At 73.0% G+C, this 24,207-nt stretch carries 19 protein-coding genes and 1 pseudogene; 1 reads left to right on the top strand and 19 read right to left on the bottom strand.

Annotated elements, in window-relative coordinates; translation table 11 throughout:
• Positions 1-1,557: 1,557 nt before the first annotated feature.
• From rplS to ACTXG6_RS40540, 19 genes and pseudogenes are all read right to left on the bottom strand, one after another.
• A complete protein-coding gene (gene rplS, locus ACTXG6_RS40450) occupies positions 1,558-1,917 on the bottom strand; it encodes a 50S ribosomal protein L19 (RefSeq protein WP_445184587.1) in 360 nt (119 codons plus the stop codon).
• Positions 1,918-2,158: 241 nt separating this feature from the next.
• A complete protein-coding gene (trmD, locus tag ACTXG6_RS40455) occupies positions 2,159-2,923 on the bottom strand; it encodes a tRNA (guanosine(37)-N1)-methyltransferase TrmD (protein ID WP_445184588.1) in 765 nt (254 codons plus the stop codon).
• Positions 2,924-2,968: 45 nt separating this feature from the next.
• Positions 2,969-3,487: a ribosome maturation factor RimM gene (gene rimM, locus ACTXG6_RS40460; RefSeq protein ID WP_445184589.1), complete on the bottom strand. Its 519-nt coding sequence runs from the start codon at positions 3,485-3,487 to the stop codon at positions 2,969-2,971.
• 7 nt (positions 3,488-3,494) lie between these two features.
• Positions 3,495-3,737 (bottom strand): RNA-binding protein, encoded by a 243-nt coding sequence (locus ACTXG6_RS40465; protein WP_445184590.1) that lies wholly within the window; start codon positions 3,735-3,737, stop codon positions 3,495-3,497.
• 235 nt (positions 3,738-3,972) lie between these two features.
• A pseudogene (gene rpsP / locus ACTXG6_RS40470) lies at positions 3,973-4,410 on the bottom strand (30S ribosomal protein S16); the annotation flags it as partial.
• A 266-nt stretch (positions 4,411-4,676) separates the two neighbouring features.
• On the bottom strand, positions 4,677-5,441 hold the full coding sequence (locus ACTXG6_RS40475; protein WP_445184591.1) for a LamB/YcsF family protein: 765 nt from the start codon (positions 5,439-5,441) through the stop codon (positions 4,677-4,679).
• Entirely contained in the window at positions 5,438-6,298 is an 861-nt protein-coding gene (locus ACTXG6_RS40480; protein ID WP_445184592.1) for a CPBP family glutamic-type intramembrane protease, read from the bottom strand. The genes ACTXG6_RS40475 and ACTXG6_RS40480 overlap by 4 nt, the downstream gene beginning before the upstream one ends.
• Before the next feature lie 97 nt (positions 6,299-6,395).
• Positions 6,396-7,526 carry an amidohydrolase family protein gene (locus ACTXG6_RS40485; RefSeq protein ID WP_445184593.1) on the bottom strand — a complete coding sequence of 377 codons (1,131 nt, stop codon included), beginning with the start codon at positions 7,524-7,526 and terminating at the stop codon, positions 6,396-6,398.
• Positions 7,527-7,542: 16 nt separating this feature from the next.
• Positions 7,543-9,072 carry a signal recognition particle protein gene (gene ffh / locus ACTXG6_RS40490; protein WP_445184594.1) on the bottom strand — a complete coding sequence of 510 codons (1,530 nt, stop codon included), beginning with the start codon at positions 9,070-9,072 and terminating at the stop codon, positions 7,543-7,545.
• Between the two features lie 147 nt (positions 9,073-9,219).
• Positions 9,220-9,786: an AAA family ATPase gene (locus tag ACTXG6_RS40495; RefSeq protein WP_445184595.1), complete on the bottom strand. Its 567-nt coding sequence runs from the start codon at positions 9,784-9,786 to the stop codon at positions 9,220-9,222.
• Positions 9,787-9,900: 114 nt separating this feature from the next.
• Positions 9,901-10,908: a DUF6925 family protein gene (locus ACTXG6_RS40500; protein ID WP_445184596.1), complete on the bottom strand. Its 1,008-nt coding sequence runs from the start codon at positions 10,906-10,908 to the stop codon at positions 9,901-9,903.
• Between the two features lie 52 nt (positions 10,909-10,960).
• Positions 10,961-13,354, bottom strand: coding sequence for a [protein-PII] uridylyltransferase (locus ACTXG6_RS40505; RefSeq protein WP_445184597.1), 2,394 nt, complete (start codon positions 13,352-13,354; stop codon positions 10,961-10,963).
• 48 nt (positions 13,355-13,402) lie between these two features.
• Positions 13,403-13,741 (bottom strand): P-II family nitrogen regulator, encoded by a 339-nt coding sequence (locus tag ACTXG6_RS40510; protein WP_445184598.1) that lies wholly within the window; start codon positions 13,739-13,741, stop codon positions 13,403-13,405.
• The gene (locus tag ACTXG6_RS40515; RefSeq protein WP_445190251.1) at positions 13,738-15,087 is read right to left on the bottom strand and encodes an ammonium transporter; all 1,350 of its coding nucleotides are present in this window, start codon (positions 15,085-15,087) and stop codon (positions 13,738-13,740) included. Before ACTXG6_RS40515 ends, ACTXG6_RS40510 begins: the two co-directional genes overlap by 4 nt.
• A gap of 128 nt (positions 15,088-15,215) precedes the next feature.
• Positions 15,216-15,554, bottom strand: a complete 339-nt coding sequence (locus ACTXG6_RS40520; protein WP_445184599.1) for a P-II family nitrogen regulator — start codon at positions 15,552-15,554, stop codon at positions 15,216-15,218.
• A gap of 6 nt (positions 15,555-15,560) precedes the next feature.
• Positions 15,561-16,958, bottom strand: a complete 1,398-nt coding sequence (locus ACTXG6_RS40525) for an ammonium transporter (RefSeq protein WP_445184600.1) — start codon at positions 16,956-16,958, stop codon at positions 15,561-15,563.
• A 619-nt stretch (positions 16,959-17,577) separates the two neighbouring features.
• A complete protein-coding gene (gene ftsY, locus ACTXG6_RS40530; protein ID WP_445190252.1) occupies positions 17,578-19,338 on the bottom strand; it encodes a signal recognition particle-docking protein FtsY in 1,761 nt (586 codons plus the stop codon).
• A 53-nt stretch (positions 19,339-19,391) separates the two neighbouring features.
• The gene (gene smc, locus ACTXG6_RS40535; RefSeq protein WP_445184601.1) at positions 19,392-22,997 is read right to left on the bottom strand and encodes a chromosome segregation protein SMC; all 3,606 of its coding nucleotides are present in this window, start codon (positions 22,995-22,997) and stop codon (positions 19,392-19,394) included.
• Positions 22,998-23,208: 211 nt separating this feature from the next.
• Positions 23,209-23,532: an acylphosphatase gene (locus ACTXG6_RS40540; RefSeq protein ID WP_445184602.1), complete on the bottom strand. Its 324-nt coding sequence runs from the start codon at positions 23,530-23,532 to the stop codon at positions 23,209-23,211.
• On the opposite strand from ACTXG6_RS40540, the gene ACTXG6_RS40545 reads away from it, so the two are divergent.
• Positions 23,522-24,196, top strand: coding sequence for a CAP domain-containing protein (locus ACTXG6_RS40545; protein ID WP_445184603.1), 675 nt, complete (start codon positions 23,522-23,524; stop codon positions 24,194-24,196). The two genes, ACTXG6_RS40540 and ACTXG6_RS40545, sit on opposite strands and share 11 nt — an antisense overlap.
• Positions 24,197-24,207: the final 11 nt, after the last annotated feature.

The raw sequence follows: 24,207 nt of genomic DNA on the forward strand, positions 1-24,207 counted from the left end.
GGCCCAGCGGTGGTTGACCCTGTGCTGGTGGCTGGGCCTGCGGTAGCTGGCCCAGTGGTGGCTGGCCCGGCACTGGCTGGCTCTGCGGTGGCTGGCCCTGTGCGGGCGGCTGGCGGTGCGCGCCGGAACCCGGCCGACGCTGTGGTGGTGGGCCGACAGCGGGGTCAGGCACCAACGGGCGGGAGTGGCGGCCCAGGTACTCCCCGGACTGACCCGAGTACTCACCGGACTGTGCCGGGTACGCGTCCGGAGGCTGCTCGGCGATGGGGGCCGACCGACGATGGTCGCCGGGCGGGCCGATCTGGTCCGGTGGCACGGACCGGTACTGGCCGTTGAGCGGCGGCGCGGCATCCCAGCCAGCGGATCCACCTTGTGGCGCTGCGCCGTTGGCTTGTGGCGCTGCGCCGTTGGCTTGTGGCGCTGCGCCGTTGGCGTCGGCCGTACCGTTGCGGGCGGCCAGACCGTCGCGCGGCCCCTGGGCCCGTCCCGGCGCCGAACCGTCCCAGTCGGCGGGTCCGGCCGAACCGTTCCAGTCGGCGGGTCCGGTCCGCGGCGTCGAACCATTCCAACCAGCGGGCCCGTCCTGCGAGCCGTTGCCGTTGCCGTTGGCCGAAGCGGGCGGGGGCGCGATGCCGTTCCACGCGTTGGGTGCGGGCAGCCGGCTGGGACCACCTCGACCAGCGAGACCGGCCTGCGCAGCCCCACCGTTCCAGTCGGCCGGACCAGCCTGCGGCGCCGCACCGTTCCAGCCATCGGGTGCCGGCTGCCGGGCCGATCCGTTCCACTCAGCGGGGCCCGCCGGCGGCGTTGACCCGTTTCGCCCCGCGGTCCCGGCGTGCCGGGCTGGGCCATGCCAGTCGGTCGGGACGCTCGGCGGGGTCGAACCGTTCGGGCCGCCCTGCCAGTCGGTCGGGACGCTCGGCGGTGTTGAACCGTTCGGGCCGCCCTGCCAGTCGGTCGGGACGCCCGGCGGCGTCGAACCGTTCGGGCCGCCCTGCCAGTCGGTCGGGTCGCTCGGTGTTGAACCGTTCGGGCCGCCCTGCCAGCCGGCCGAGACACCCGGCGTCGAACCGTTCGAGCCGCCCCGCCAGCCGGTCGGGACAGCCGGCGGTGTCGAACCGTTCGGGCCAGCCGGCGGTGTCGAACCGTTGAAACCGTTGGGGCCGGCCTGGTGAGCCGGGCCGGACCGCGTCCGCGGGCCGCCCTGGCTACCCGCCGAGTGCCGGGGGGTGGGCTCGCCGTCCGGCGGTGCGTCGGCCCACGGCGGGGGTGCCTGCCTCGACTGGGCCGAGTCCGGCGTGGAGTACCCGTTCATTGGGCCCGGGAGAACGGGAGCGCCGTTCCAGCCAGCTGACTGGCCGGGCCTGGATAAGTCGTTCGACTCAAGGCCCTCCGACTCGGCGTGGTGTGTCCCAAGCGGTCCGCTGAACCCCTCGTCCTCCGGGGAGGACGCGGCCAACGGGCCGACGCGACGGGCGGGCGGCCGAGGCTCGCCCGGGGCGTTGGGGACAACCACAGACACGAGGCTACGGCACTACCCGCTATTCGGTCAGGGGGTCAGGAAGCGGACGGAGTATCGCGCTTCTCCTTGATCTTCGCGGCCTTGCCACGGAGCTCGCGGAGGTAGTAGAGCTTGGCGCGGCGCACGTCGCCTCGGACCGCAACCTCGATCTCCGCGATGTTCGGCGAGTGCACCGGGAAGGTGCGCTCGACGCCGACACCGAACGAAACCTTGCGCACAGTGAAGGTCTCACGCAGGCCCGCGCCCTGACGGCGAATCACCACGCCCTGGAAGATCTGCACCCGTGAGCGCGATCCCTCAATGACGCGAACGTGGACCTTCAGCGTGTCGCCGGGCCGAAAGCTCGGAATGTCAGAACGCAGCGACGTAGCGTCCAGTTCGTCCAGGGTGTTCATCGTGCAGGTCCGTCCTCGCGTGGGAGAAAGCGTTCTTACGATCACGTTGCCGCACCGACCGGCTCTTGCCCGCTCGCCGGGGAACACGCTGGCGCGCTCTCCCGACCGACCGGACCGGTGTGATCCGGCATCCCCGGCTAGGTGCGCGGGGCGGTGGCAACCAGTCCAGTGTGCCAGACGGACCGTCGCGGATCGAAACCGGACGGCCAGCCATCCCTCCGTTGCCCCATGGTGGGTTTGCTCACCCGGGCTCGTCGGCGAGCCGTTCCAGCAGTTCACGGTCCCGCGGCTGGAGCGCATCGGGGGGTAGCGCGGCGAGCAGGTCGGGCCGCCGCGCGGCCGTGCGGGCCAGCGACTGGTCGCGCCGCCACCGCTCGATCGCGGCATGGTCACCGCTGCGCAGCACCGGCGGCACCGCCAGCTCCCGCCACCGCTCCGGGCGGGTGTACGCCGGCCCCTCGAGCAGCCCGTCCGAGAACGAGTCCTGCGCGGCGGAGTCCGGGTTGCCGAGCACCCCGGGCAGCAGCCGGGCCACCGCCTCCACCATGGCCAGCACCGCGACCTCGCCGCCGACCAGCACGTAGTCGCCGATCGACACCTCGTCGACCACCATCCGCCGGGACGCGTCGTCGAACACCCGCTGGTCGATGCCCTCGTAGCGGCCGCAGGCGAACACCAGCCACGGCTCCGCCGCGTACTCGCGCGCGGTGGCCTGGGTGAACGGGCGCCCGGCCGGCGTCGGCACCACCAGCCGGGGAGCCGGCGTGGACCCTTCCGGCGGCGCACACACCGCGTCCAGCGCCGCACCCCAGACGGCGGGCCGCATCACCATGCCCGGGCCGCCGCCGTACGGCGCGTCGTCGACCGCCTTGTGCACGTCGTGGGTCCAGTCCCGCAGGTCGTGCACCTGTACCGAAATGAGCCCAGCACTGATCGCCCGACCGAGCAGCGCCTCGCGCAGCGCGGCCAGGTAGCCGGGGAAGATTGTCACTACGTCGATCCGCATCGACCGGGAATCCTGCCAGTCGGCCTCGGCGGCGCGTTCAGCGCTCTACTCGTCGTCCAGCAGGCCGTCGGGCGGGGTGAGAACCACCCGGCCGGCGGCCAGGTCGACGGTCGGCACGATCGCCTGCACGAAGGGCACCAGTGCGTCCGGGGCACCGTCGCGCGCCAGTACGAGCAGCTCGCCGGCCGGACCGTGCACGACGTCCCGCACGGTCCCCACCGACACACCGTCCGCGAGCTCGGCGCGCAGCCCGATCAGCTGGTGGTCGTGGAACTCGTCCGGGTCGTCCAACAGCGGCAGGTCGTCGACCGTCACCGTCAGCACCTCGCCGCGCAGCGTCTCGGCCGCGGTGCGGTCGGCGACCTCTTCGAACCGCACCAGCAGGGCACCTCGATGCCAGCGGGTGCCGGCCACCGTCATCCGGCGGCCAGCACCCAGCTCGAACACCGTGCCCTGGGCGAACCGCTGTTCCGGCGCGTCGGTGCGCACCAGCACACTGACCTCGCCGGTCAATCCGTGGGCCCGACCGATCCGGCCGACCCCCACCGTCACACGCTCGGACACCGGCGGCTCAGCGATCGGTGTCGACCACGTCCACCCGGACGCCTCGACCGCCCACGCCGCTGATCACCGTGCGTAGCGCGGTCGCGGTCCGACCGCCCCGGCCGATCACCTTGCCGAGGTCGTCGGGGTGCACCCGGACCTCGAGCGTGCGCCCGCGACGGGTGGTGACCAGCTCCACCTGAACCTCGTCCGGGTGGTCGACGATGCCGCGCACCAGGTGCTCGAGAGCGTCCACGAGAGCGCCGCTCACGCGATCTCCTCACTCTCGACGGTCAGTCGAGCGAATGCGCGCGCCGGACCACCTGACGGTGAGCTAGCGCGCCGGCTCACTGCCCGCCTTCAGCGACGGCCGCACCAGCCTCGGCCTCTGGCTTCGCCTCGGCCTCGGGCGTGGCCTCTGGCTTCGCCTCGACCTCGAGCTTGGTCTCAGTCTTCGCCTCGGCCTCGGGCTTGGCCTCAGTCTTCACCTCGGGCTTGGCCTCGGGCTTGGTCTCAGCCTTCGCCTCGGGCTTGGCGTCGTCCTTCTTGGCCTTCGGCTCAGCCTTCTTCTTCGGCGTGGTCGCCACGCCGGTCACCTCGCCGCCGGCCTCGGCCAGCGCCGCGTTGAACCGGGCCAGCCGGTCCACCGGCGGAGCCGGGTGACGCAGGGTGCCCTCGGTGCCGGGCAGGCCCTTGAACTTCTGCCAGTCGCCGGTGATCTCGAGGATGTTGCGCACCGGATCGGTCGGCTGGGCGCCGACGCCGAGCCAGTACAGAGCGCGCTCGGAGTCGACCTCGATGAAACTGGGGTCGGTCTTGGGGTGGTACTTGCCGATGGTCTCGATCGCGCGGCCACTGCGGCGGTTGCGCGCGTCGGCCACGACGATCCGGTAGTACGGTGCACGGATCTTGCCGAGCCTCATCAGCTTGATCTTGACTGCCACGGGTCTTGCTGCTCCTCGCGGTTCGAATTGCTCATTCAGGTCATGGACGTCCGAGCCCGCGTCGCCCGCGTGGGGAACGGGCTAGACCAGCTCGGTATCAACCACGGCGCGGGGAGAGGGTCCGGCCACGGCGCTCAGCCGACCATTGTGCCAGATACCCCACGTCGGCGGGCCGGCAGCTCCGGTCTACCGCCCTCGGCCACCCCGCAACCGGCCCCCGTCGACGTCCGGCACCCGGTTCCGGGGTCAGATTTCGGGGTCAGAATTCAGACTTCGACGAACGGGCGCACCGTCACATCCAGGGTGAGCAGCTCGGCGCGGACCGCGCGGGCCAGCTCCACCGCGCCCTCGGTATCGCCGTGCAGGCAGAGCGATCGTGCGCCGACCTTCAGCACCGTGCCGTCCACCGCGACGATCTCCCCGGCCGTCGCCAGCCGCACCGCGCGCTCCACCACCTCGGCGGACGTACTGAGCAGCGCACCGGGCTCGGACCTCGGCACCAGGGTGGCCTCCGGGGTGTAGCCGCGGTCGGCGAACGCCTCCTGGACCGGCTCCAGACCGGCCCGCTCGGCCGCCGCCAGCAGCTCCGAACCCGGCAGCCCGAGCACCGGCAGCGCCCCGAACGCCCGCACCCCGGCCACCACCGCGCCGGCCTGCGCGGTGTGCCGCACGGTGGCGTTGTAGAGGGCGCCGTGCGGCTTGACGTACCCGACCCTGGTGCCGCCGGCCCGGGCACAGGCCTCCAGTGCGCCGATCTGGTACAGCACCTCGTCGGCGAGCTGCCCCGGCTCGACGTCGATGAACCGGCGGCCGAACCCGGCCAGGTCGCGGTAGGACACCTGGGCGCCCACCACGACGCCGCGCTCGGCGGCCAGCGCGCAGACCCGACGCATCGTCGAGGCGTCCCCGGCATGGAAGCCGCAGGCCACGTTTGCCGAGCTCACCACCTCGAGCAGCGCGTCGTCGTCGCCGAGGCGCCAGATCCCGAAGCCCTCCGCGAGGTCGGAGTTCAGGTCCAGGACACCGCTCACTTGATCACTCCGAGCAGGGCCAGCAGCAGGGAGACCGCCGGCAGCAGGTTGTTGAGCTGGTGGGCGATGATGCTGGCGCCGAGCCGCCCGGTGTAGAGCCGGGCCAGCCCGATCGGCACCGCGATGACCAGCAGCAGCGGTGTCCGGGTGAACTCGAAGTGCGCGAGCGCGAACGACAGCGTGGTCACCCCGAAGGCCCACCAGCGCCCCGTCGCATGCCGCTCGACCGCGCCCCACAGCAGGCCCCGGTAGACGATCTCCTCACAGATCGGCGCCACCAGCCACACCACGAGGAAGACCGCGATGGCCACCGGCACGGCGAACCGCTGCCCGGCGAACAGCTCGGCGACCGCCGAGTTGGCCTGCTCGGGGCCGACCACCCTGGACCACAGCGCGGCGGCCGGGATGGTCAGCACCAGGCCGCCACAGCCGAAGGCGAGGCCTCGGGTGAGGTCGGTGCGGTCGAACCGCAGGGCCAGGTCGAGCCGAGGTCCGTTGCCGCGCAGCACGGTCGCCAGCAGCGCCACCCCCGCGGCCAGCACGGTCGGCACGGTCAGGCTGAGCAGCAGCATGATCGGTGGCGGCGGCCCGCTGTGATTTCCGACATAGGGCAGCACCAGCAGCACCGAGGTGCCCAGGAACACCGCCTCCGCCAGCAGGTAGGCCCCGAAGCCCCACCGGTGCGGCGGGCCGCTGGCGGCGGTGCCCGCCGGGGCCTCCCCGGGCGCCTCCGCGAGCCCCCGCCGCGGCTCTGGAATCCCCGACGGAATCCCAGCCGGAATCCCCGACAGCTCCGATCCGGGCGGCGGCGGCTCCCACGGCTCACGAACCGCCTCCGGCGGGCCGGATGTGCTCACACCCACCTCCTGCATCGTTCGCTGCCCGCGACGCTACCGGGCGGGTCGGGTGTTCGCCGCAGCCGAACCGCCGGCAACAGTCGGGCGCGCGCCGTTCTCAGAACGCGCCGAGCCGACCGACCGGGCGGCCGCGCAGCAACACGTGGGTCGGCGTGGCCAGCACACCGAGGTCGACCCTCGGGTCGGTGGGGAAGACGACCAGGTCGGCGCGCTCTCCCGGGCTCAGCCCCGGCCGGCCCAGCCAGTCCCTGGCCGCCCAGCTCGCGGCGCCCAGCGCGTCGGCCGGCGACATCCCGGCCCGGCTCAGCGCGGCGATCTCGTCGGCGATCCGCCCGTGCGCGATGCCGCCGCCGGCGTCGGTGCCCGCGTAGACCGCCACCCCGGCCTCGACCGCGCGCCGCACCACGTCGTCGGCGGTCCGGTACAGCTCGCGCATGTGCGCCGCGTAGACCGGGTACTTGCTGGCCGCGTCGGCGAAGCCGGGGAAGTTCTCCACGTTGATCAGGGTCGGCACGAGTGCGGTACCCCGCTCGGCCATCTCCCCGATCAGCTCGTCGGTGAGCCCGGTGCCGTGCTCGATGCAGTCGATGCCGGCCCGGATCAGCCCGGGCAGCGCGTCGGTGCCGAAGACGTGCGCGGTGACCCTGGCGCCGGCCGCGTGCGCCGCGTCGATCGCCTCGACCAGCACGTCGTCCGGCCACACCGGCGCCAGGTCGCCGACCGCCCTGTCGATCCAGTCACCGACCAGCTTGACCCAGCCGTCGCCGGCGGCGGCCTGCGTGGCGACCTCCTCGGGCAGCAGCGCGGGGTCGTCCAGCTCGACCGCGAGGCCGGGGATGTACCGCTTCGGCCTTGCCAGGTGCCGGGCCGTGCGGATGATCAACGGCAGGTCGTCACGGGCCTGCAGCGGCCGGGTGTCCAGCGGTGAGCCGCAGTCGCGGACCAGCAGGGTGCCGGCGTCCCGGTCGGTCTCGGCCTGCTCGACCGCCTCCGCCATCGTGGTCGCGCCCTGGGTACCCAGCCCGACGTGGCAGTGCGCGTCGACCAGCCCCGGCACGATCCAGCCCCGGTCGGCCAACGTCTCCGCACCCGGGATCGGCCCGTCGCCGACCAGCCCGTCCCCGGTGATCCACAGCTCGGTGTGCCGTTCCTCCGGGAGCAGCACACCGCGAAGGTGGTAGGCCGTTCCGGATCCTCGGTCCCGCGCGGCTCCCGGCGCGATGCTCACCCGCGGTCGCCCTCGGTCACTTCGACTTGGGCAGCTTGAGCCGGGACGGGTCGAACCCGGCGGGCAGCTGGTCCAGCCCGGCAAGGCCGGGCGGCAGCTCGTTGAGCCCGGGCGGCATCTTGGACAGGTCGGGCAGTGCCGGCAGCCCACCGCGCGGCCGGGCCTGGCCGGTGGAGCGCCCCTTGCCCTTCTTGCCCTTGCGGCTCTTCGAAGCCCGGCGCCCACCGCCGCCGAAGCCGAACTGGCCGGCCATCTGCTTCATCATCTTGCGAGCTTCGAAGAAGCGGCTGACCAGGTCGTTGACCTCGCTCACCGACACCCCGGAGCCCTTGGCGATGCGCAGCCGGCGGGAGCCATTGATGATCTTCGGGTCGTCCCGTTCGGCCGGCGTCATGCCCCGGATGATGGCCTGCAGCCGGTCCAGCTGACGGTCGTCGACCTGCGACAGCGCCTCTTTCATCTGGCCGGTGTTCGCGCCGGGCAGCATGCCGAGCAGGTTGCCGATCGGGCCCATCTTGCGGATCGCCAGCATCTGCTGGAGGAAGTCCTCCAGGCTCAGCTCACCGCTGGTGATCTTGCTGGCGGTGGCCTCGGCCTGCTTGGCGTCGAAGACCTGCTCGGCCTGCTCGATCAGCGTGAGCACATCGCCCATGCCCAGGATCCGGCTGGCCATCCGGTCCGGGTGGAAGACGTCGAAGTCCTCCAGCTTCTCCCCGTTCGAGGCGAACAGGATGGGCTGGCCGGTCACCTCGCGCACACTCAGCGCGGCACCACCCCTGGCGTCGCCGTCGAGCTTGGTGAGTACCACGCCGGTGAAGCCGACGCCGTCGCGGAACGCCTCGGCGGTGGCCACCGCGTCCTGGCCGATCATGGCGTCGACGACGAACAGGACCTCGTCCGGATTGGTCGCATCCCGGATCGCGGCGGCCTGCGCCATCAGCTCGGTGTCAACCCCGAGGCGGCCGGCGGTGTCCACCACAACGATGTCGTAGTGCTTGTCGCGGGCGTGCGCGATGCCCCGGCGGGCGACGTCGACCGGGTCGCCGACGCCGTTACCCGGCTCCGGCGCGAAGGTCGTGGCCCCGGCGCGCTCGCCGACGATCTGCAGCTGGTTCACCGCGTTGGGGCGCTGCAGGTCGCAGGCCACCAGCAACGGGGTGTGCCCCTGGCCGGCCAGCCACTTGGCCAGCTTGCCGGCCAACGTGGTCTTGCCGGAACCCTGCAGGCCGGCGAGCATGATCACGCTCGGGCCCTGCTTGGCCAGGTTCAGCCGCCGGGTCTCGCCGCCAAGGATGCCGACGAGCTCCTCGTTGACGATCTTGACGACCTGCTGCGCGGGGTTCAGCGCACCGGAGACCTCGGCGCCCTTGGCGCGGTCCTTGACCCGGGCCACGAACGTCCGCACCACCGGCAGTGCCACATCCGCCTCGAGCAGCGCGATGCGGATCTCCCGGCAGGTGGAGTCGATGTCGGCTTCGGAGAGCCGGCCCTTGCCGCGCAGGTCGCGCAATGCGCCGGTCAGGCGCTCGGAGAGGGTGTCAAACACGGTGACTCGTCGCTCCAGCTCGTCGTTCAGGTTCGGGCGGCCGCACGCTCGCCAACGCCCAGACCCTGTTCGATGGCCCGGACGCCTTGTCCGTCGAGACTAGACGAGTGACCGAGGGGTCCGCTGGAGCCGGTCGCCCCGAGGGTGTCACCGGGTGGTGAGAACCAGCCCGTGCCCCGCCTGGCGGCGGTCCAACAGGGTGACCCGGTGCCATCCGGGTGGCCGGTGACCGGCGCGGAGCCTCTCGACGAAGGCACCGCCGCGCCGCACGTGCCGCTCGAAGCTGGAGCGCGGCAGCACCCGCCCCCTGCTGCGCTGGCCGCGCCGGGCCTCCTCGGGCTCGGCATGCACCCACACCAGGTCCCGGCGGCGGCAGGCCAGCATCGCCAGCGCCACCATGGCGACCCGGGTGAACGCGGCGGTGGCCGGCATGTGCACCACCACCGGGCCGAGGGCGACCAGCGCCGTCAGCACGATCTGGACCCGGTACAGCAGGTGCACCAGGCCCCGGTAGCTCCGGTAGGGCAGGCCGGCCGGGAGCCTGTCCCGCAGCCACTCCCGGACCCGGTCGGAGTCCAGCACCACAGCACCGGGCACGGCGATCGGGCGCCGCGCCAGCATGCTGCTCTTCCCTGCCCCCGGGATGCCCGCGACCAGCACGAACGACCGCTTGGACACCGTGAGGACGGTCGGGTCGCCCGCTGTCCCCGTCACGTTGGGTCAACGGCCGACGGGCCCCGATCGTTCCAGCCCGTCGGGTCCGCCACTGTGATCTCGGCGGATCTCGGGCGGCTCTCGGAGCCCGATCCGTAGGGCCGATCGGGGGGATCAGCCGCCGTTGCGGTCGCCGTCCGGGTCGAGCAACGCGGCGGGCGGGTGCCGGCGGTCGGCCCAGGCCGGGTGGAGCGTCCCGGCGTCGGTGTGCGCCAGCTGCCGCAACGCCACCGCGACGGCGGCCCGGCCGAGCGGATCGCGCACCCCGGCGACCGGGTCGCCGGTGGCGGGCGGCGGACCGCCGCTGCGCACCGCGCTGATCGTGGCCGCCTTGACTCGGCGTTGGCCGGCGTCGCCGAACCGTTGCAACAGCCCCTGGAAGGTGTGGTGGCGGGCAGCGTCGAACGGTGTCGGCCGGCCGAGGAGGTCCCGGGCCGGGTGCGGCGGGTACAGCTCGGCGCACGACACCAGCCCCACCGGGATCGGCACCGTCGCCGGGTGGCCCCCGGGCCGGCCGGTTCCGGTCCGCAGCAGGTGCGGCAGCAGGTGGGTGTGCGGGCCGTCCGGGGAGCGGCCGGCAACGGGTGGGATGGCGACGAAGACCTCGACCCGCCCGCACGCGGTGGCGAACACCCGGTGCGGGCTGGCGGCGGCCACCCGCCCGGCCAGCTGGCCGGCGTCGGCGAACAGCGACCGGCCGGCCGACGCGCGCAGCAGCTCGAGCAGCTCGGGGTCCGCGACGCGCACGCAGACATCCACCGTCGGCGTGCCGAGCCCGAGGTCGAACAGCACCGAGGCGCGGTCGGCGGGGCGCAGGCCGTCCTCGTCGGGACCCAGCTCGGTGACCGAGGTCCGGACCGCGCACCGGGCGTCGTCAGCCGGCAGGCAGAGCGCCACCGCGTGGTTCCAGTCGTCCCGGGGCCCGGCCGGCGTCTCGTAGGCCACCGGGCGGACGCCGCCGGGCAGTACGAGCCGGATGCCACCGCGCGCGGTCACCACGGATCCGGGGGCCCTGGTGGCCGGCTCGCCCGGGTCACGGACGAACTCGGCGATCGCGCCCCTGGTGCCCATGCTCCAGCCCGACCCGGGGTCGCCCAGGTGCTCCTCGACCAGCCGATCCACAGCGGCTCGATCCACAGCGGCACCGACCATGAGCCGAGGCTACTGGCGAACGTCAGCTGGTGGCCGCGGCCAGCACCGCCTGCTCGATCCTGCGGCGGACCGGCCGGGGCAGCGAGCTCTGGCCGTCCACCTCCACCAGGCAGAACGAGTCGACCACCGAGGAGCCCAGCGTCTCGACCTTCGCCCACCGGACGTCCGCCCCGCAGCTCTCCAGCGCGGCGGCGATCCGGTGCAACAGGCCGATCCGGTCCGAGCCCCGCAGCTCCAGCACCACCGCGCCGGTGGCCTCGTCGTCGAACCAGAGCACCCGAGGCCGGACCCGCTCCTCCAACCCGGCCGGACGCGCGTAGTCCCGTTCCTTGCGCGCCAGCGCCTCGGTCAGGTCGAGCGTGCCGTCCAGCACCCGGGCCAGGTCATCACGCAGCACGGCCGGGTCCGGCATCCGACCGAACCTCGGTGATACCCCGAAGGTGTCCACCGCGATGCCCTGGTGCGAGCGCAGGTCCGCGACGTGCACCTCCAGCGAGTGCAGCGCCAGCACGCCGGCGGCCAGCGACAGCGAACCCGGCCGGTCCGGCAGCGCCACCAGCACGACCGTCGGCTCGTCCGGGCCGACCTCGCCGCCGCCGGTTCCCGAGGCGTCCCCCGAGCCGGAAGCCACACGCAGCGTGATCTGCGGGCGGCCGGTCGACGCGGCGCGCCCGGCCAGCTCGCGGCGCACCTCGTCCAGCGGCTCCGGCAGTCGGATCGGCTCGCCCGTCATCGCCGCTCGGCAGCGCTCGACGAGCTCGTCGATCAGCGTGCGCTTCCACGGGCTCCACACCCCCGGCCCGGTGGCCAGCGAGTCGGCCTGGGCCAGCGCGTGCAGCAGCTCCAACAGCTGCGGGTCGCCGCCCAGCGTCTCGACCACCCTGGTCACGGTCGCGCCGTCCTCCAGGTCACGCCGGGTCGCGGTGTCCGGGAGCAGCAGGTGGTGCCGCACCATCGCGGCCAGGGTGGCCACGTCGCGCTCGGGCAACCCCAGCCGCCGCCCGACCTGTCGGCCCAGCCCTTCGCCGACCACGGAGTGGTCCTCGTCGCGGCCCTTGCCGATGTCGTGCAGCAGCGCGCCCAGCAGCAGCAGGTCGGGGCGGGCCACAAGGGTCGTCAGCCGGGCGGCCTGGGCACAGGTCTCCACCAGGTGCCGGTCCACGGTCCAGACGTGTGCCCGGTCCCGGGGCGGCATGTCGCGCACCGCGCCCCACTCCGGGAAAAGCCGGCCCCACAGCCCGCCCCGGTCCAGCGCCTCCACCACGTCCACCAGCGGCCGACCGCAGCCGAGCAGCGAGAGCAGCTCCACCACCGCCGCCCTCGGCCACGGCATCCGCAGCTCCGGCGCGGTGTCCGCGAGCCTGGTCAGGGTGCCGGCCGCGATCGGCAGCCCGGTCCGCGCGGCGGTGGCCGCCACCCGGAGTACGAGTGCCGGGTCCTTGGCCGCCGCCGCGTCCCTGGCCAGCGACACCTCGCCGTTGTGCTCGACCACACCCTCGTCGAGCGGGCGGCGGACCGGCGCCCGCCGCAGCGCGGCCAGGCCGCGGCGGGGCAGCGCGGAACGGGCCGCGCGCAGACCCACGTCGACGGCGTAGGCCACCGTGCGTGCCGCCCCGGACAGCGCCCTGGCCAGGTCGAACCGGTCACCCAGTTCGAGCAGTGCGGCGATGTCGTCGGCATCCTGGGCGCGCAGCACATCGCGGGCCCGACCGGCCAGCCGGTGCAGCTCGGTACGGACGTTGAGCAGCAGCAACCGCGCCGCCGCCACGTCCGGGCCGGCCCGGTCGATCAGCTGCGCGGCGGCCAGCGCGTCCAGCAGGTACACGTCCCGCAGCCCGCCCCGGCCGTCCTTGAGGTTCGGCTCGACGCGGTGCGCCACGTCGCCGTTGCGCTCCCAGCGGCCGTTGGTCATCTCGACCAGCTCGTCGAACCGGCTGCGGATGCCGGCCCGCCAGGACTGCCGCACCGCCGAGTTGACCTTGTCGAACAGCGCCTTCTCCCCCGCCAGGTGGCGGGCTTCGAGCAGGCCGAGCGCGGCGCGCAGGTCGGTGGCCGCGACCTGCACCACCTGCCCCGGGGTCCGTACCGAATGGTCGAGGCCGATGCCGGCGTCCCAGAGCGGGTACCACATGGCCTCGGCCAACCGGTCCGCGTCCGGGCGGCGGTCGTGCACCATCACGAGGTCCAGGTCGGAGTACGGCACCAGCTCGCGGCGACCGAGCGCGCCGACCGCGACCAGCGCGACGCCCTCGGTCATCCCGATCGTGGCCGCCCGCGAGGCCAGCCAGAAATCGTGCAGGTCGACCAACGCGCCGCGCAGTGGCTCCGCCGCCAGCCGGCGCTGCCCGGGTCCCGGGTTCAGCAGCACCGCCCTGGCCCGAATGAGGTCGTCGGCGATGCCGGCCGTCGTGCTCATCGAATTGTTCCCCCGACCAACCGCGATGAAGGAGATGAAAGAGCTGACTCAGAGAGCGTCACTGCCGCGTTCCCCGGTGCGAACCCGGACAACGGTCGACAGCGTGGTCACCCAGACCTTGCCGTCGCCGATCTTGCCGGTGCGCGCCGCCTGCACCACTGCGTCGACCACCTTCTCCGCGATGCTGTCGTCCACCGCCACCTCGACCCTGATCTTCGGGACGAAGTCGACGGTGTACTCGGCACCCCGGTAGACCTCGGTGTGCCCCTTCTGCCGGCCGAAGCCGGACGCCTCGCTCACCGTCATGCCGAGCACGCCGAGCTGCTCCAGCGCGCCTTTGACGTCCTCCAGCACGAACGGCTTGATGATTGCCGTGATCAGCTTCATCGCTTCACGTCCTCCTGTTCAGGCCTCGCGGTTCCCCGCGTGGCCGCCCCCGATGTCACTACCCCGCCGCCCCCGCTTGTGGCGGAGCCGAGCAGGGAGAGGTCGTAACCGCTCTCCGCATGTTCGGCCTCATCGATGCCGCCGTGCTCGACCTCCCGGTCCACCCGGAAGCCCATGACCGACCGCACCAGCCAGGCCAGCAGCAGCGTGACCCCGAAGGCGTAGCACACCGCCACCGCGGCAGCCAGCGCCTGCCGGCCGAGCTGCCCGAGGCCGCCCCCGTAGAACAACCCGTCCGCGCCCGCCGGGTTGACCGCCACGGTGGCGAACAGGCCGACCAGCACGGTGCCGAGCAGTCCCCCCACGCCGTGCAGCGCCACCACGTCCAGCGAGTCGTCGTAGCCCAGCCGGTACTTCAGCTTGATCGCCAGCGCGCACACCACGCCGGCCACCGCACCGATCACCAGTGCTCCCCAGGTGTCCACGAAGCCGCAGGCCGGGGTGATCGCGATCAGCCCGGCGAGCGCCCCGGAGGCCGCGCCGAGCGAGGTCGGCCGGCCGTCGTCGATCTGTTCGTAGATCAGCCAGGTGATCAGGCTGGCCGCCGACGCGGTCATCGTGGTGGTGAACGCATTGGCCGCCACCGCGCCGACCGCCAGCGCCGAACCGGCGTTGAAGCCGAACCAGCCGAACCACAGCAGCCCGGCGCCGAGCAGCACGTTCGGCATGTTGTGCGGCCGGAACGGGTCCCTCGGCCACCCCCGGCGCTTGCCCAGGATCAGCGCCAACGCCAGCGCCGACGCCCCCGAGTTGATCTCCACCACGGTGCCGCCGGCGAAGTCCAGCGCCTTGAGCTGGTTGGCGATCCAACCACCGGACTGTGCGGCGTAGCCGTTGAACGCGAACACCCAGTGCGCCAGCGGGAAGTAGACCAGGCAGGTCCATAACGCGATGAAGACCGTCCAGCTCCAGAACTTGGCCCGGTCCGCGATCGCCCCGGCCAGCAGCGCGGCGGTGATCACCGCGAACATCAGCTGGAACATCGCGAACGCCAACAGCGGGATCCGGTCCGAGGGCGGGCCCACGACGCTCGCGGCGTCCCGCAGCCCGACGTGGTCCAGGCCGCCGATCAGGCCGTGCCCGATGTCGTTGCCGAACACCAGGGAGTAGCCGAACACCATCCACAGGACGGTGACCACACCCAGGCACATCAGGTTCATCATCATCATGTTGAGCACGCTCTTGGAGCGCACCAGGCCGCCGTAGAACAGTGCCAGCCCTGGCGTCATCAACATCACCAGGGCGGCACTGACCAGCACCCATGCGGTACTTCCCGCATTGACCACGTCTGTGTGGATCAAATCGTCCTCCCGAACGTTCCGAGAGCCGAATGATCACACCCCGTGGCGGCGACACCGGCAACGGGGCGATCGCGGTCACTCCATGGCACACCGCGATCACCCCGTCGCCTCGATCAGATCGCGTCTGTGCCGCGTTCCCCGGTACGCACTCGCACGATTGCGTCGACCGGGCTGACCCAGACCTTGCCGTCACCGATCTTGCCGGTGCGGGCTGCCTCGACCACGGCGTCGACCACCTTGTCCACCATCGCGTCGTCGGTGACGACCTCGATGCGGACCTTGGGTACGAAGTCGACCGAGTACTCAGCACCCCGGTAGACCTCGGTGTGGCCCTTCTGCCTGCCGTAACCCTGCACCTCGCTGACCGTCATGCCGAGGACACCGATCTGTTCCAGTGCGCCCTTGACGTCCTCCAGCACGAACGGCTTGATGATCGCTGTCACCAGCTTCATGTCCGGTCAGCCCTCCTTCGTGACACTGGCGGTCGCGTTCGCCGCCACCTTGTCCCCGCCGATGGCGTGCTGCCCCAGACCGGCGCTCGCGCGGCCGCCGACCGATGAGAAGTCGTACGCGGTCTCCGCGTGCTCGCCCTCGTCGATGCCGGTGACCTCGGCCTCTTCGTCCACCCGGAACCCGATCGTCTTCTTGATGATCGTGCCGATGATGAACGCCATCACGAACGAGTAGACCATCACCGACCCGGCCGCGATGGCCTGCCGACCCAGCTGGGTGAAGCCGCCGCCGTAGAACAGCCCGTCCTCGCCGAGCGCCGCCGAGTTCACACTCTTGGTGCCGAAGAAGCCGATCAGCAGCGTGCCGATGATGCCGCCGACCAGGTGGACGCCGACCACGTCGAGCGAGTCGTCGAAGCCGAACTTGAACTTGATGCCCACCGCCAGTGCACACACCGCGCCGGCGATCAGGCCGATTGCGATGCCACCGAGCGGGTTGACGAAGCCGCAGGCAGGAGTGATGGCCACCAGACCGGCGACGGCACCCGAGGCCGCGCCGAGAGTGGTCGGCTTGCCGTCCCTGAACTGCTCGACGAGCAGCCAGCCCAGCACCGCGGCGCAGGTGGCCACCGTGGTGTTGGTGAACGCAACCCCGGCCAGGTCGCCGGCGCTCAGTGCGGAGCCGGCGTTGAAGCCGTACCAGCCGAACCACAGCAGGCTCGCGCCCAGCAGCACGTAGGGCAGGTTGTGCGGCCGCATCGGATCACGCGGCCAGCCCTTGCGCCGACCGAGCACGATGGCCAACGCGAGACCCGCGGCACCGGCGTTGATGTGCACCGCGGTACCACCGGCGAAGTCCTCGGCCTTCAGCGTGTTGGCGATCCAACCGCCGTGCGAGTCGGCACCGGTGAAGCCGTCGAACGCGAACACCCAGTGCGCGACCGGGAAGTAGACGATCGCGCCCCAGACGACGACGAACAGCGTCCAGGACCAGAACTTGACGCGGTCCGCGATCGCGCCGGAGATCAGCGCCGGGGTGATGATCGCGAACATCAGTTGGAACATCACGAAGGCCGTTGCCGGCAGGGCATCCGGCCCTGGCCAGGCCACCGCGGGCGGGCCGGTCACGGCCACCCCGACGAAGTGGCCGATTGTCTTGCCGAGCCCGGCGAACTCGTTGCCGCCGACCAGGCCGCCGAACGCGTCGTTCCCGAACGCCCAGCTGTACCCGAACAGCGTCCAGAGCACGCCGATCACTGCCAAGCAGATGAAGTTCATCATCAGCATGTTCAGCACGCTCTTGCTTCGGACCATGCCGCCGTAGAAGAACGCCAGGCCTGGGGTCATCAGCATCACCAGCGCCGCGCTGGCGAGCACCCAAGCGGTATCCCCTGCGTTGATCACCTTCTTGTCCTCCTGTCAGCCAGGTTGGCGAGAAGGATCTGTGGGGGATGTTTCGCCGAAAGGCGCTCCATGTTGCGCAGCGGTGAACGAGCACGCCCATGTCGTTACAGGGAGGTTAAGTGACCCTCTCAACCGGTTCACCCGTCCGGTGCGAGTGACGCCGATCACCCAGAGCGAGTCACAGCGGTCCCACCGGCAACAACCCGGCTTGCTCGACGACTCACGGGCCGGACCGGACGGTCGCGCGCCGGGCCGCCCCCGGTGAGCCGCCGCGCCGCGCCGGAAACGGGCCGGGAACAGGCGGGCCGGGTTGGGCGCAGGCAAGCGGGCCGGGGCGGCCCGTTCGGTCGCGGGTCGCGCCCGGCAGGGCGGTAGCGAATCCGCGCCGAGCGGCACCGTCCGCTCGGGCGCAGCCTGGGGCACGGAGCCGAACGTCGACGGGAACTCCCGGTCGGCCTGCTCGCGCCGTATCGGGTGATCGCCGCCGACAGTAACGCCAGTCCGATTCGATCATGGTCGAGATGCGACTGTTGTTACTGTCGCTGGTCCTTAGCGTCTTTACAGCCGGGCGGTGGGCACCCGGTGTTCGCACGCCCCGGCGAGCTCAGCCCGCGCGCGGTCAGGCCAGCAGAGCGTCCACGAACGCCGACGGCTCGAACGGGGCCAGGTCGTCCGGACCCTCGCCCAGACCGACCAGCTTGACCGGCACACCCAGCTCGCGCTGGACGCGGAACACGATGCCACCCTTCGCGGTGCCGTCCAGCTTGGTCAGCACGATGCCGGTCACATCGATGACCTCGGCGAACACCCTGGCCTGGATGACCCCGTTCTGCCCGGTGGTCGCGTCGAGCACCAGCAGGACCTCGTCCACGTCGCCCTGCCGGGACACCACCCGCTTGATCTTGCTGAGCTCGTCCATCAGCCCGGCCTTGGTGTGCAGCCGCCCCGCGGTGTCGAGCAGCACCGCGTCCGCGCCGGACTCGGCCGCGCGCTTGACCGCCTCGAACGCAACGCTGGCCGGGTCGGCCCCCTCCGGCCCGCGCACCACCTCGGCGCCGGCCCGCTCACCCCAGGTGACGAGTTGCTCGGCCGCGGCGGCCCGGAACGTGTCGACCGCGCCGAGCACCACGGTCCGGCCCCCGGCCACCAGCACCCTGGCCAGCTTGCCGGTGGTGGTGGTCTTGCCGGTGCCGTTCACCCCGGCCACCAGCACCACGGCGGGCCGGCCGTCGTGCGGCAGGGCGCGCACCGAGCGGTCCAGCTCCGGCAACAGTGCGGCGGTGAGTACCTCGTGGAGCAGTTGCCGGGCCTGCTCCGGGGTGCGCGCTCCCTTGGCGGCGATCTCGGCACGCAGCGTGCCGACCAGCTCGGCGGTGGTGTCCGCGCCGAGGTCGGCCAACAGCAGGGTGTCCTCGACCTCTTCCCAGGACTCCTCGTCCAGCTCACCGCCACCGAGCAGGCCGAGAATGCCCTGGCCGAACGCGGACCGGGAGCCGGCGAGCCGTCCGCGCAGCCGCTCCAGGCGCCCCTCGGCCGGTTCGATGGTCTCGGCGGGTGCCGACGGTTGCAAGGTGGGCGGCGCCGCGACGACGGGAGCCGGCGCCGCGGCGGCCGGCCCGGTGCGGGGCGGTGCCGCCGAGGGGGGCGGCGCCGCGGTGCGGGGTGGCTCGGGTTCGGCGGCCGGTGCGGGCGGGACCGGCGGGGCCAGCTCAGTCGTCGGCGGGACGGGCTCGGCCGGCGGTACCGGCGGGACCGGCTCGGCCGACTCGGGCCGCTCGGGTGCGGTCGGCGGGACCGGCTCAACCGGTTCGGGCCGCTCCGGCGCGGCCGGCGGGACCGGCTCGGCCGACTCGGGCCGCTCCGGCGCGGCCGGCGGGACCGGCTCGGGCCGCGCCGGCTCGGCCTCGCTCGGCGGCGGCGTCGTTCTGGGCGGCGCGGCCTCGCTCGGCGGCGGCGTCGTTCTGGGCGGCGCGGCCTCGCTGGGCGGCGCCGGCTGGGCGGGCGGCGCCGGCTGGGCGGGCGGCGCCGGCTGGACGGGCGGTGCCGGCTTCGCGGGCGGTGCCGGGGCCAGCCCGTTGGAGGCTGGGTCGGCGGTGCCGTCGCCGGCCGGCGGCGCGGGGCGCTCGGCGGTACCGGTGCCGGCCGAGAAGCTGATGGCCCCGGTACCCCGGTAGACCTCCCTCGGCTTGTCCGGCGTCTGATCCGGCCGGTCCGCGCGCAGGTTGACCCGCCTGCGCCGGGCCGTCACCAGGCCTACGACCAGCGCGATGAGCAGCAGCACCACCACTACCGCGACGACGATCCACACCACGCCGATGTTCACGGCGGTCTGTCCGACCTGTCCTTGGGCGAGCGCGGTCCGGGCGGCGAACGAGTCCATCACGGTGCCATCCTGACACCGCGGCAACCGAACGGGCGGGGCGGCACCGAAGCTCAGCCGGCGGCGGGCACTCCGCGAAGCCGCTGCGAGATCAGCGTGGTGATGCCGTCGCCGCGCATGCTCACCCCGTACAGCGCGTCGGCCACCTCCATAGTGGGCTTCTGGTGGGTGATGATGATCAGCTGCGAGGTGGCCCGCAGCTCCTCGAGCAGCACGATCAGCCGGCGCAGGTTCGCGTCGTCCAGCGCCGCCTCGATCTCGTCCATCACGTAGAACGGGGACGGCCGGGCCCGGAAGATCGCCACCAGCATGGCCACGGCGGTCAGCGACTTCTCCCCGCCGGAGAGCAGGGACAGCCGCTTGATCTTCTTGCCGGGCGGCCGCGCCTCGACGTCCACGCCGGTGGTGAGCAGGTCGTCCGGGTCGGTGAGCACCAACTTGCCCTGCCCGCCGGGGAACAGCGTGGCGAACACGATCTCGAACTCCCTGGCCACGTCCGCGTAGGCCGACGCGAACACCTCGAGGATCTTGTCGTCGACGTCGCGCACCACGGTGAGCAGGTCGCGCCGGGTCGCCTTCAGGTCCTCCAGCTGGGTGGACAGGAACTTGTAGCGCTCCTCCAGCGCGGCGAACTCCTCCAGCGCCAGCGGGTTCACCTTGCCCAGGGTGGCCAGGTCACGCTGGGCGCGCTGGGCACGCCGCTCCTGGGTGGGCCGGTCGTAGGGCATCGCGGGCGGCGCGGTCACGTCCTCGCCGCGCTCCTTGGCCGCCTCGTACTCGGCCAGCTCACCGAGGCCCGGCGGAACCTCCTGGTCCGGGCCGTACTCGGCGGTCAGCTCCTCCAGTCCCATGCCGAAGTCGCCGGCGATCCGGGACTCCAGCTGCTCGACCCGCAGCCGCGACTGCGCACGCAGCACCTCGTCGCGGTGCACCGTGTCGGTCAGCCGCTCCAGCTCGCCGGTCAGCTGGTTCACCCTGGCCCGCACCTCGCCGACCGCGGCCTCCCCGGAGTCCCTGGCCGAGCGGGCCGCCTCGCGCTCCGCCTCGGCGGTGGCCAGCGACACCTCGATGCGCTCGAGCGCGACCTCGCCGGCGGAGCGGACCGCCTCGGAGATCGTCGCGCCGCGCTCCCGGGCCGCCCTGGCGCTGGCCGCCCTGGCCCGCGCGTCCCGCTCGGAACTGGCCTGGCGGCGCAGCGACTCGGCACGGCCGGCGATCGCCCTGGCCCGTTCCTCGGCGGTCCGCAGCGCCAGCCGGGCCTCCATCTCCTCGGCCCGGACCCCGGCCAGCGCCTCGGCGGCCTCTTCGCGGATGGCGTCGTCCGGCTCCTCGTCGACCGGCTCGCCCTGCGCCGCCTCCAGCCGCTGCTCCGCCTCGTCGAGCGCGCCCAGCGCCTCGATCCGACTGGCCTCCACGTCATCGCGCTGCCGGCGCAACCGGTCCGCCTCGGCCGAGGCGGACCGCACCGCCTGGTCGGCCCGGCCCAACCGCTGCGCCACCGCGGACCGGCGGGCGTCCGCCGCGCTCTGCGCCTCCTGGGCGGCCTCCACATCGGCGAGGCGGGCCGACTCCTCGGCCCGGGCGCCGTCCAGCGCGGCGCGCAGCCCCTCCAGCTTGTGGTCCAGCCCCTCGGAGGTCTCGACGGCCTCGTCGATCGCGGCCTGTACCTCGATCGCGCTCTGGTCCTTGGCGGAGCCGCCGACGGCCCAACCGGCGCCGAGCAGGTCGCCCTCGGCGGTGACCGCACGGACCGAGGGCAGCGCCCCGGTCAGCTGGGCCACCACCCGTTCCGCGGCGGCCAGGTCGTCCACCACGACCACGTCGGCGAGCGCGCGGCGGACCGAGGGGCGCAGCCGCTCCGGCACGCTGACCAGGTCGTCGGCCCAGCGCGCGCCACCTGGCAGGGTGGGCCGACCACCGGCCGGCGGGCCAACCACCTCGCCGGTGCCGATCATGATCCCGGCGCGGCCGGCGCCCTCCGACTTGAGCAGCAGCAGGGCGGCCACCGCCTCGCCGACCGAGGACACCGCGACACCCTCGGCCAACCCGCCAAGCGCGGCGGCCAGCGCGGCCTCGGCACCGGGCTCGACGGTGACCAGGCCCGCTAGCGAGCCCAGCAGCCCGGGCAACCGGTCGCCGGCGGCCAGCAGCGCGGCCGGGCCGTCCTTGCGCCGCAGGCCCAGCGAGAGCGCCTCCACCCGGGCCTTCCAGTGCGCCCGGTCGCGCTCCAGCGCACGCTCGCTCGCGACCAGCTCGGCGACCCGTTCCTTCGCCTCGTCGTGCGCGTCGCCGGCGACCCGGCCGCGCTGGTCCAGCCCGTTGTCGCCGTCGTCCAGCGCGCCGAAGTCGGCCTGCAGCACGGACAGCTCGGCCTCGGCCGCCTCGGTGCGCGACCGGGCCTCGGCCAGCGCGCCGGACAGCCGGTCGATCTCTTCGGCCGTTGCGGCGGACTTGCTGCGCAGTGCCTCGGCCCGCCCGGCCAGGGTGGCCAGCCCGGCCCGCCGGTCGGCGACCGCGCGGACGGCCGCCAGGTGTGCCCGCTCGGCGGCGGCCAGTGCGCGCTCCCCCTCGGTCAGCCGCTCCACCGTCGCGCTGAGCGCCCGGCGTGCGTCGGCGACCTCGGCGAGCAGCGTGTCCTCCCGGTCGGCGATGGTCTCCGCCTCGGCCTCCAGCTCGTCCGGGTCGCGCCCCGAGCCGGCGGCTTCGACCGGTTCGGACAGGTGCCGGCAGCGCTCGGCGGCCAGCCGCACCGTGCCGCGCAGCCGTTCCTGCAGCGACGACAGCCGGTACCAGGTCTCCTGCGCGGCCGTCAGCGCCGGCTGGGCGGCGGCCAGCTCGGCCTCCCGGCCGGCCAGCTCGTGCCGGGCGGCGGTCAGCAGCTGCTCGATCTCGGCGCGCCGTGCCCTCGCGGTGGCCTCGTCGGCCTCCTCCCTGGCCAGCTCGGTACGCAGGGTGACCAGGTCGTCGGCGGCGAGGCGCAGCTTGGCGTCGCGCAGCTCGGACTGCACCGTCTGCGCCCGTCGGGCGATCTCCGCCTGCTTGCCGAGCGGCTTCAGCTGGCGGCGCAGCTCACCGGTGAGGTCGGTCAACCTGGTCAGGTTGGTCTGCATCGCGTCGAGCTTGCGGAGCGCCTTCTCCTTGCGCTTGCGGTGCTTGAGCACGCCGGCGGCCTCTTCGATGAAGGCCCTGCGCTCCTCCGGCTTGGCCTCCAGGATCGCAGCCAGCTGACCCTGCCCGACCACCACGTGCATCTCACGGCCGATGCCGGAGTCGGAGAGCAGCTCCTGGATGTCCAGCAGCCGGCAGCTGTTGCCGTTGATCTCGTACTCGCCGGCGCCGTCGCGGAACATCCGGCGGGTGATCGACACCTCGGAGTAGTCGATGGGCAGCGCGCCGTCGGAGTTGTCGATGGTCAGGGTGACCTCGGCGCGCCCCAACGGCGGCCGGCCGGCGGTGCCGGCGAAGATCACGTCCTCCATCTTGCCGCCGCGCAATGCCTTGGCGCCCTGCTCGCCGAACACCCACATGATCGCGTCGACCACGTTCGACTTGCCGGAGCCGTTGGGCCCCACCACGCAGGTGATCCCCGGCTCGAGGCGCAGCTCGGTAACCGAGGCGAAGGACTTGAAACCCTTCAGCGTCAGGCGTTTGAGGTGCACGTCGTGGCTGGCCTCTCGTCGGGGCCCGGAGCTGCCCGGTCACGCGAACGGCCCAAGGATACAAGCCACCCCCGACGGCGCCGCCCTGACCGGCCCCGTCGCCCCGCGGCCTGTTGTTACCGAACTCCACAGGAGGCAGCAATTCCGGCGCCCAAACCTGCCTAGTGTGCAGCTCGGTAACAACCGTCAGGGCCAGGGACCAGCGCCCGGGTCAGCGCTCGATGAACGAGGTGAGCGTTCCGGTCGCCTCGCTCCAACGCTCGGTCACCCGATCGACCCGACCCGGCGAATGCCCACTACGGAGCGTGACAAGCAGAGCTTCGCAGGCCGGCCTGTCTCCTTCCGCAATGATCTCCACACGGCCGTCCCGCAGGTTCGACGCGCTGCCTACCAGGCCCAACTCGAGCGCCCTGGAGCGCGTCCACCAGCGAAAACCCACACCCTGGACGTGGCCGTGAACCCATGCTGTCAGCCGAATGGCGCTATCGGAGTGCACGCTGCGCAGTCTGCTACGTTCACCCACTGTGACTACCATCGGGCGGCGGCATCTAGTTCCGGCGCTCGCCGGCCTGGGCTGTGGCGCCCTGATCGCCGTGGTCACCGTGATGGTGGGGCCGCATCAGCAACCCGTCCCGCCGCAACCCGACCCGACCACCCTGGCCGGGCCCATGATCATCGGGCCGCCGCCGCCGGACCCGGCCGGCACCCCCGACCAGGGCAGCCCGCTGCTGCTGCCGCTCCCCCCGCCGGTGCCCGTCCCGCCGCCCGCGCCGACACCGCCGCAGGTGCCGGTCCCACCGCCCGTACCGGTCCCGCCGGTACTGTCCGGGCCGGCCGGGCAGGTGCTGGCCATCACCAACGTGCAGCGCCGCGCGGCCGGCTGCGGACCGCTCAAGGTGGACCCCCGGCTGATGCGGGCGGCGCAGCGGCACAGCCAGGACATGGCCACCCGGGGCTACTTCAGCCACACCACGCCGAACGGCACCGGCTGGGACGCCCGGGAGATCTCCGCCGGCTACCCCGAGGACAAGACCGGCGGCGAGAACATCGCCTACGGCCAGGCGACCGCGGCGATCGTGATGAACGTCTGGATGCACTCGCCGCCGCACCGGCAGAACATCCTGTCCTGCGAGTTCACCACGATCGGCATCGGCTACTACCCGCCCGGCCACTACTGGACGCAGGACTTCGGCTACTGAGACGGGGTACT

This window comes from Pseudonocardia sp. Cha107L01, assembly GCF_052566575.1.

Coding starts and splice junctions, on each gene's coding strand:
- trmD (WP_445184588.1), bottom strand. CDS start 2,923: ATGCGGATCGACGTAGTGACAATCTTCCCCGGCTACCTGGCCGCGCTG.
- ACTXG6_RS40505 (WP_445184597.1), bottom strand. CDS start 13,354: ATGAGCACGACGGCCGGCATCGCCGACGACCTCATTCGGGCCAGGGCG.
- ACTXG6_RS40540 (WP_445184602.1), bottom strand. CDS start 23,532: ATGGTAGTCACAGTGGGTGAACGTAGCAGACTGCGCAGCGTGCACTCC.
- ACTXG6_RS40520 (WP_445184599.1), bottom strand. CDS start 15,554: ATGAAGCTGGTGACAGCGATCATCAAGCCGTTCGTGCTGGAGGACGTC.
- ACTXG6_RS40510 (WP_445184598.1), bottom strand. CDS start 13,741: ATGAAGCTGATCACGGCAATCATCAAGCCGTTCGTGCTGGAGGACGTC.
- ftsY (WP_445190252.1), bottom strand. CDS start 19,338: ATGGACTCGTTCGCCGCCCGGACCGCGCTCGCCCAAGGACAGGTCGGA.
- rplS (WP_445184587.1), bottom strand. CDS start 1,917: ATGAACACCCTGGACGAACTGGACGCTACGTCGCTGCGTTCTGACATT.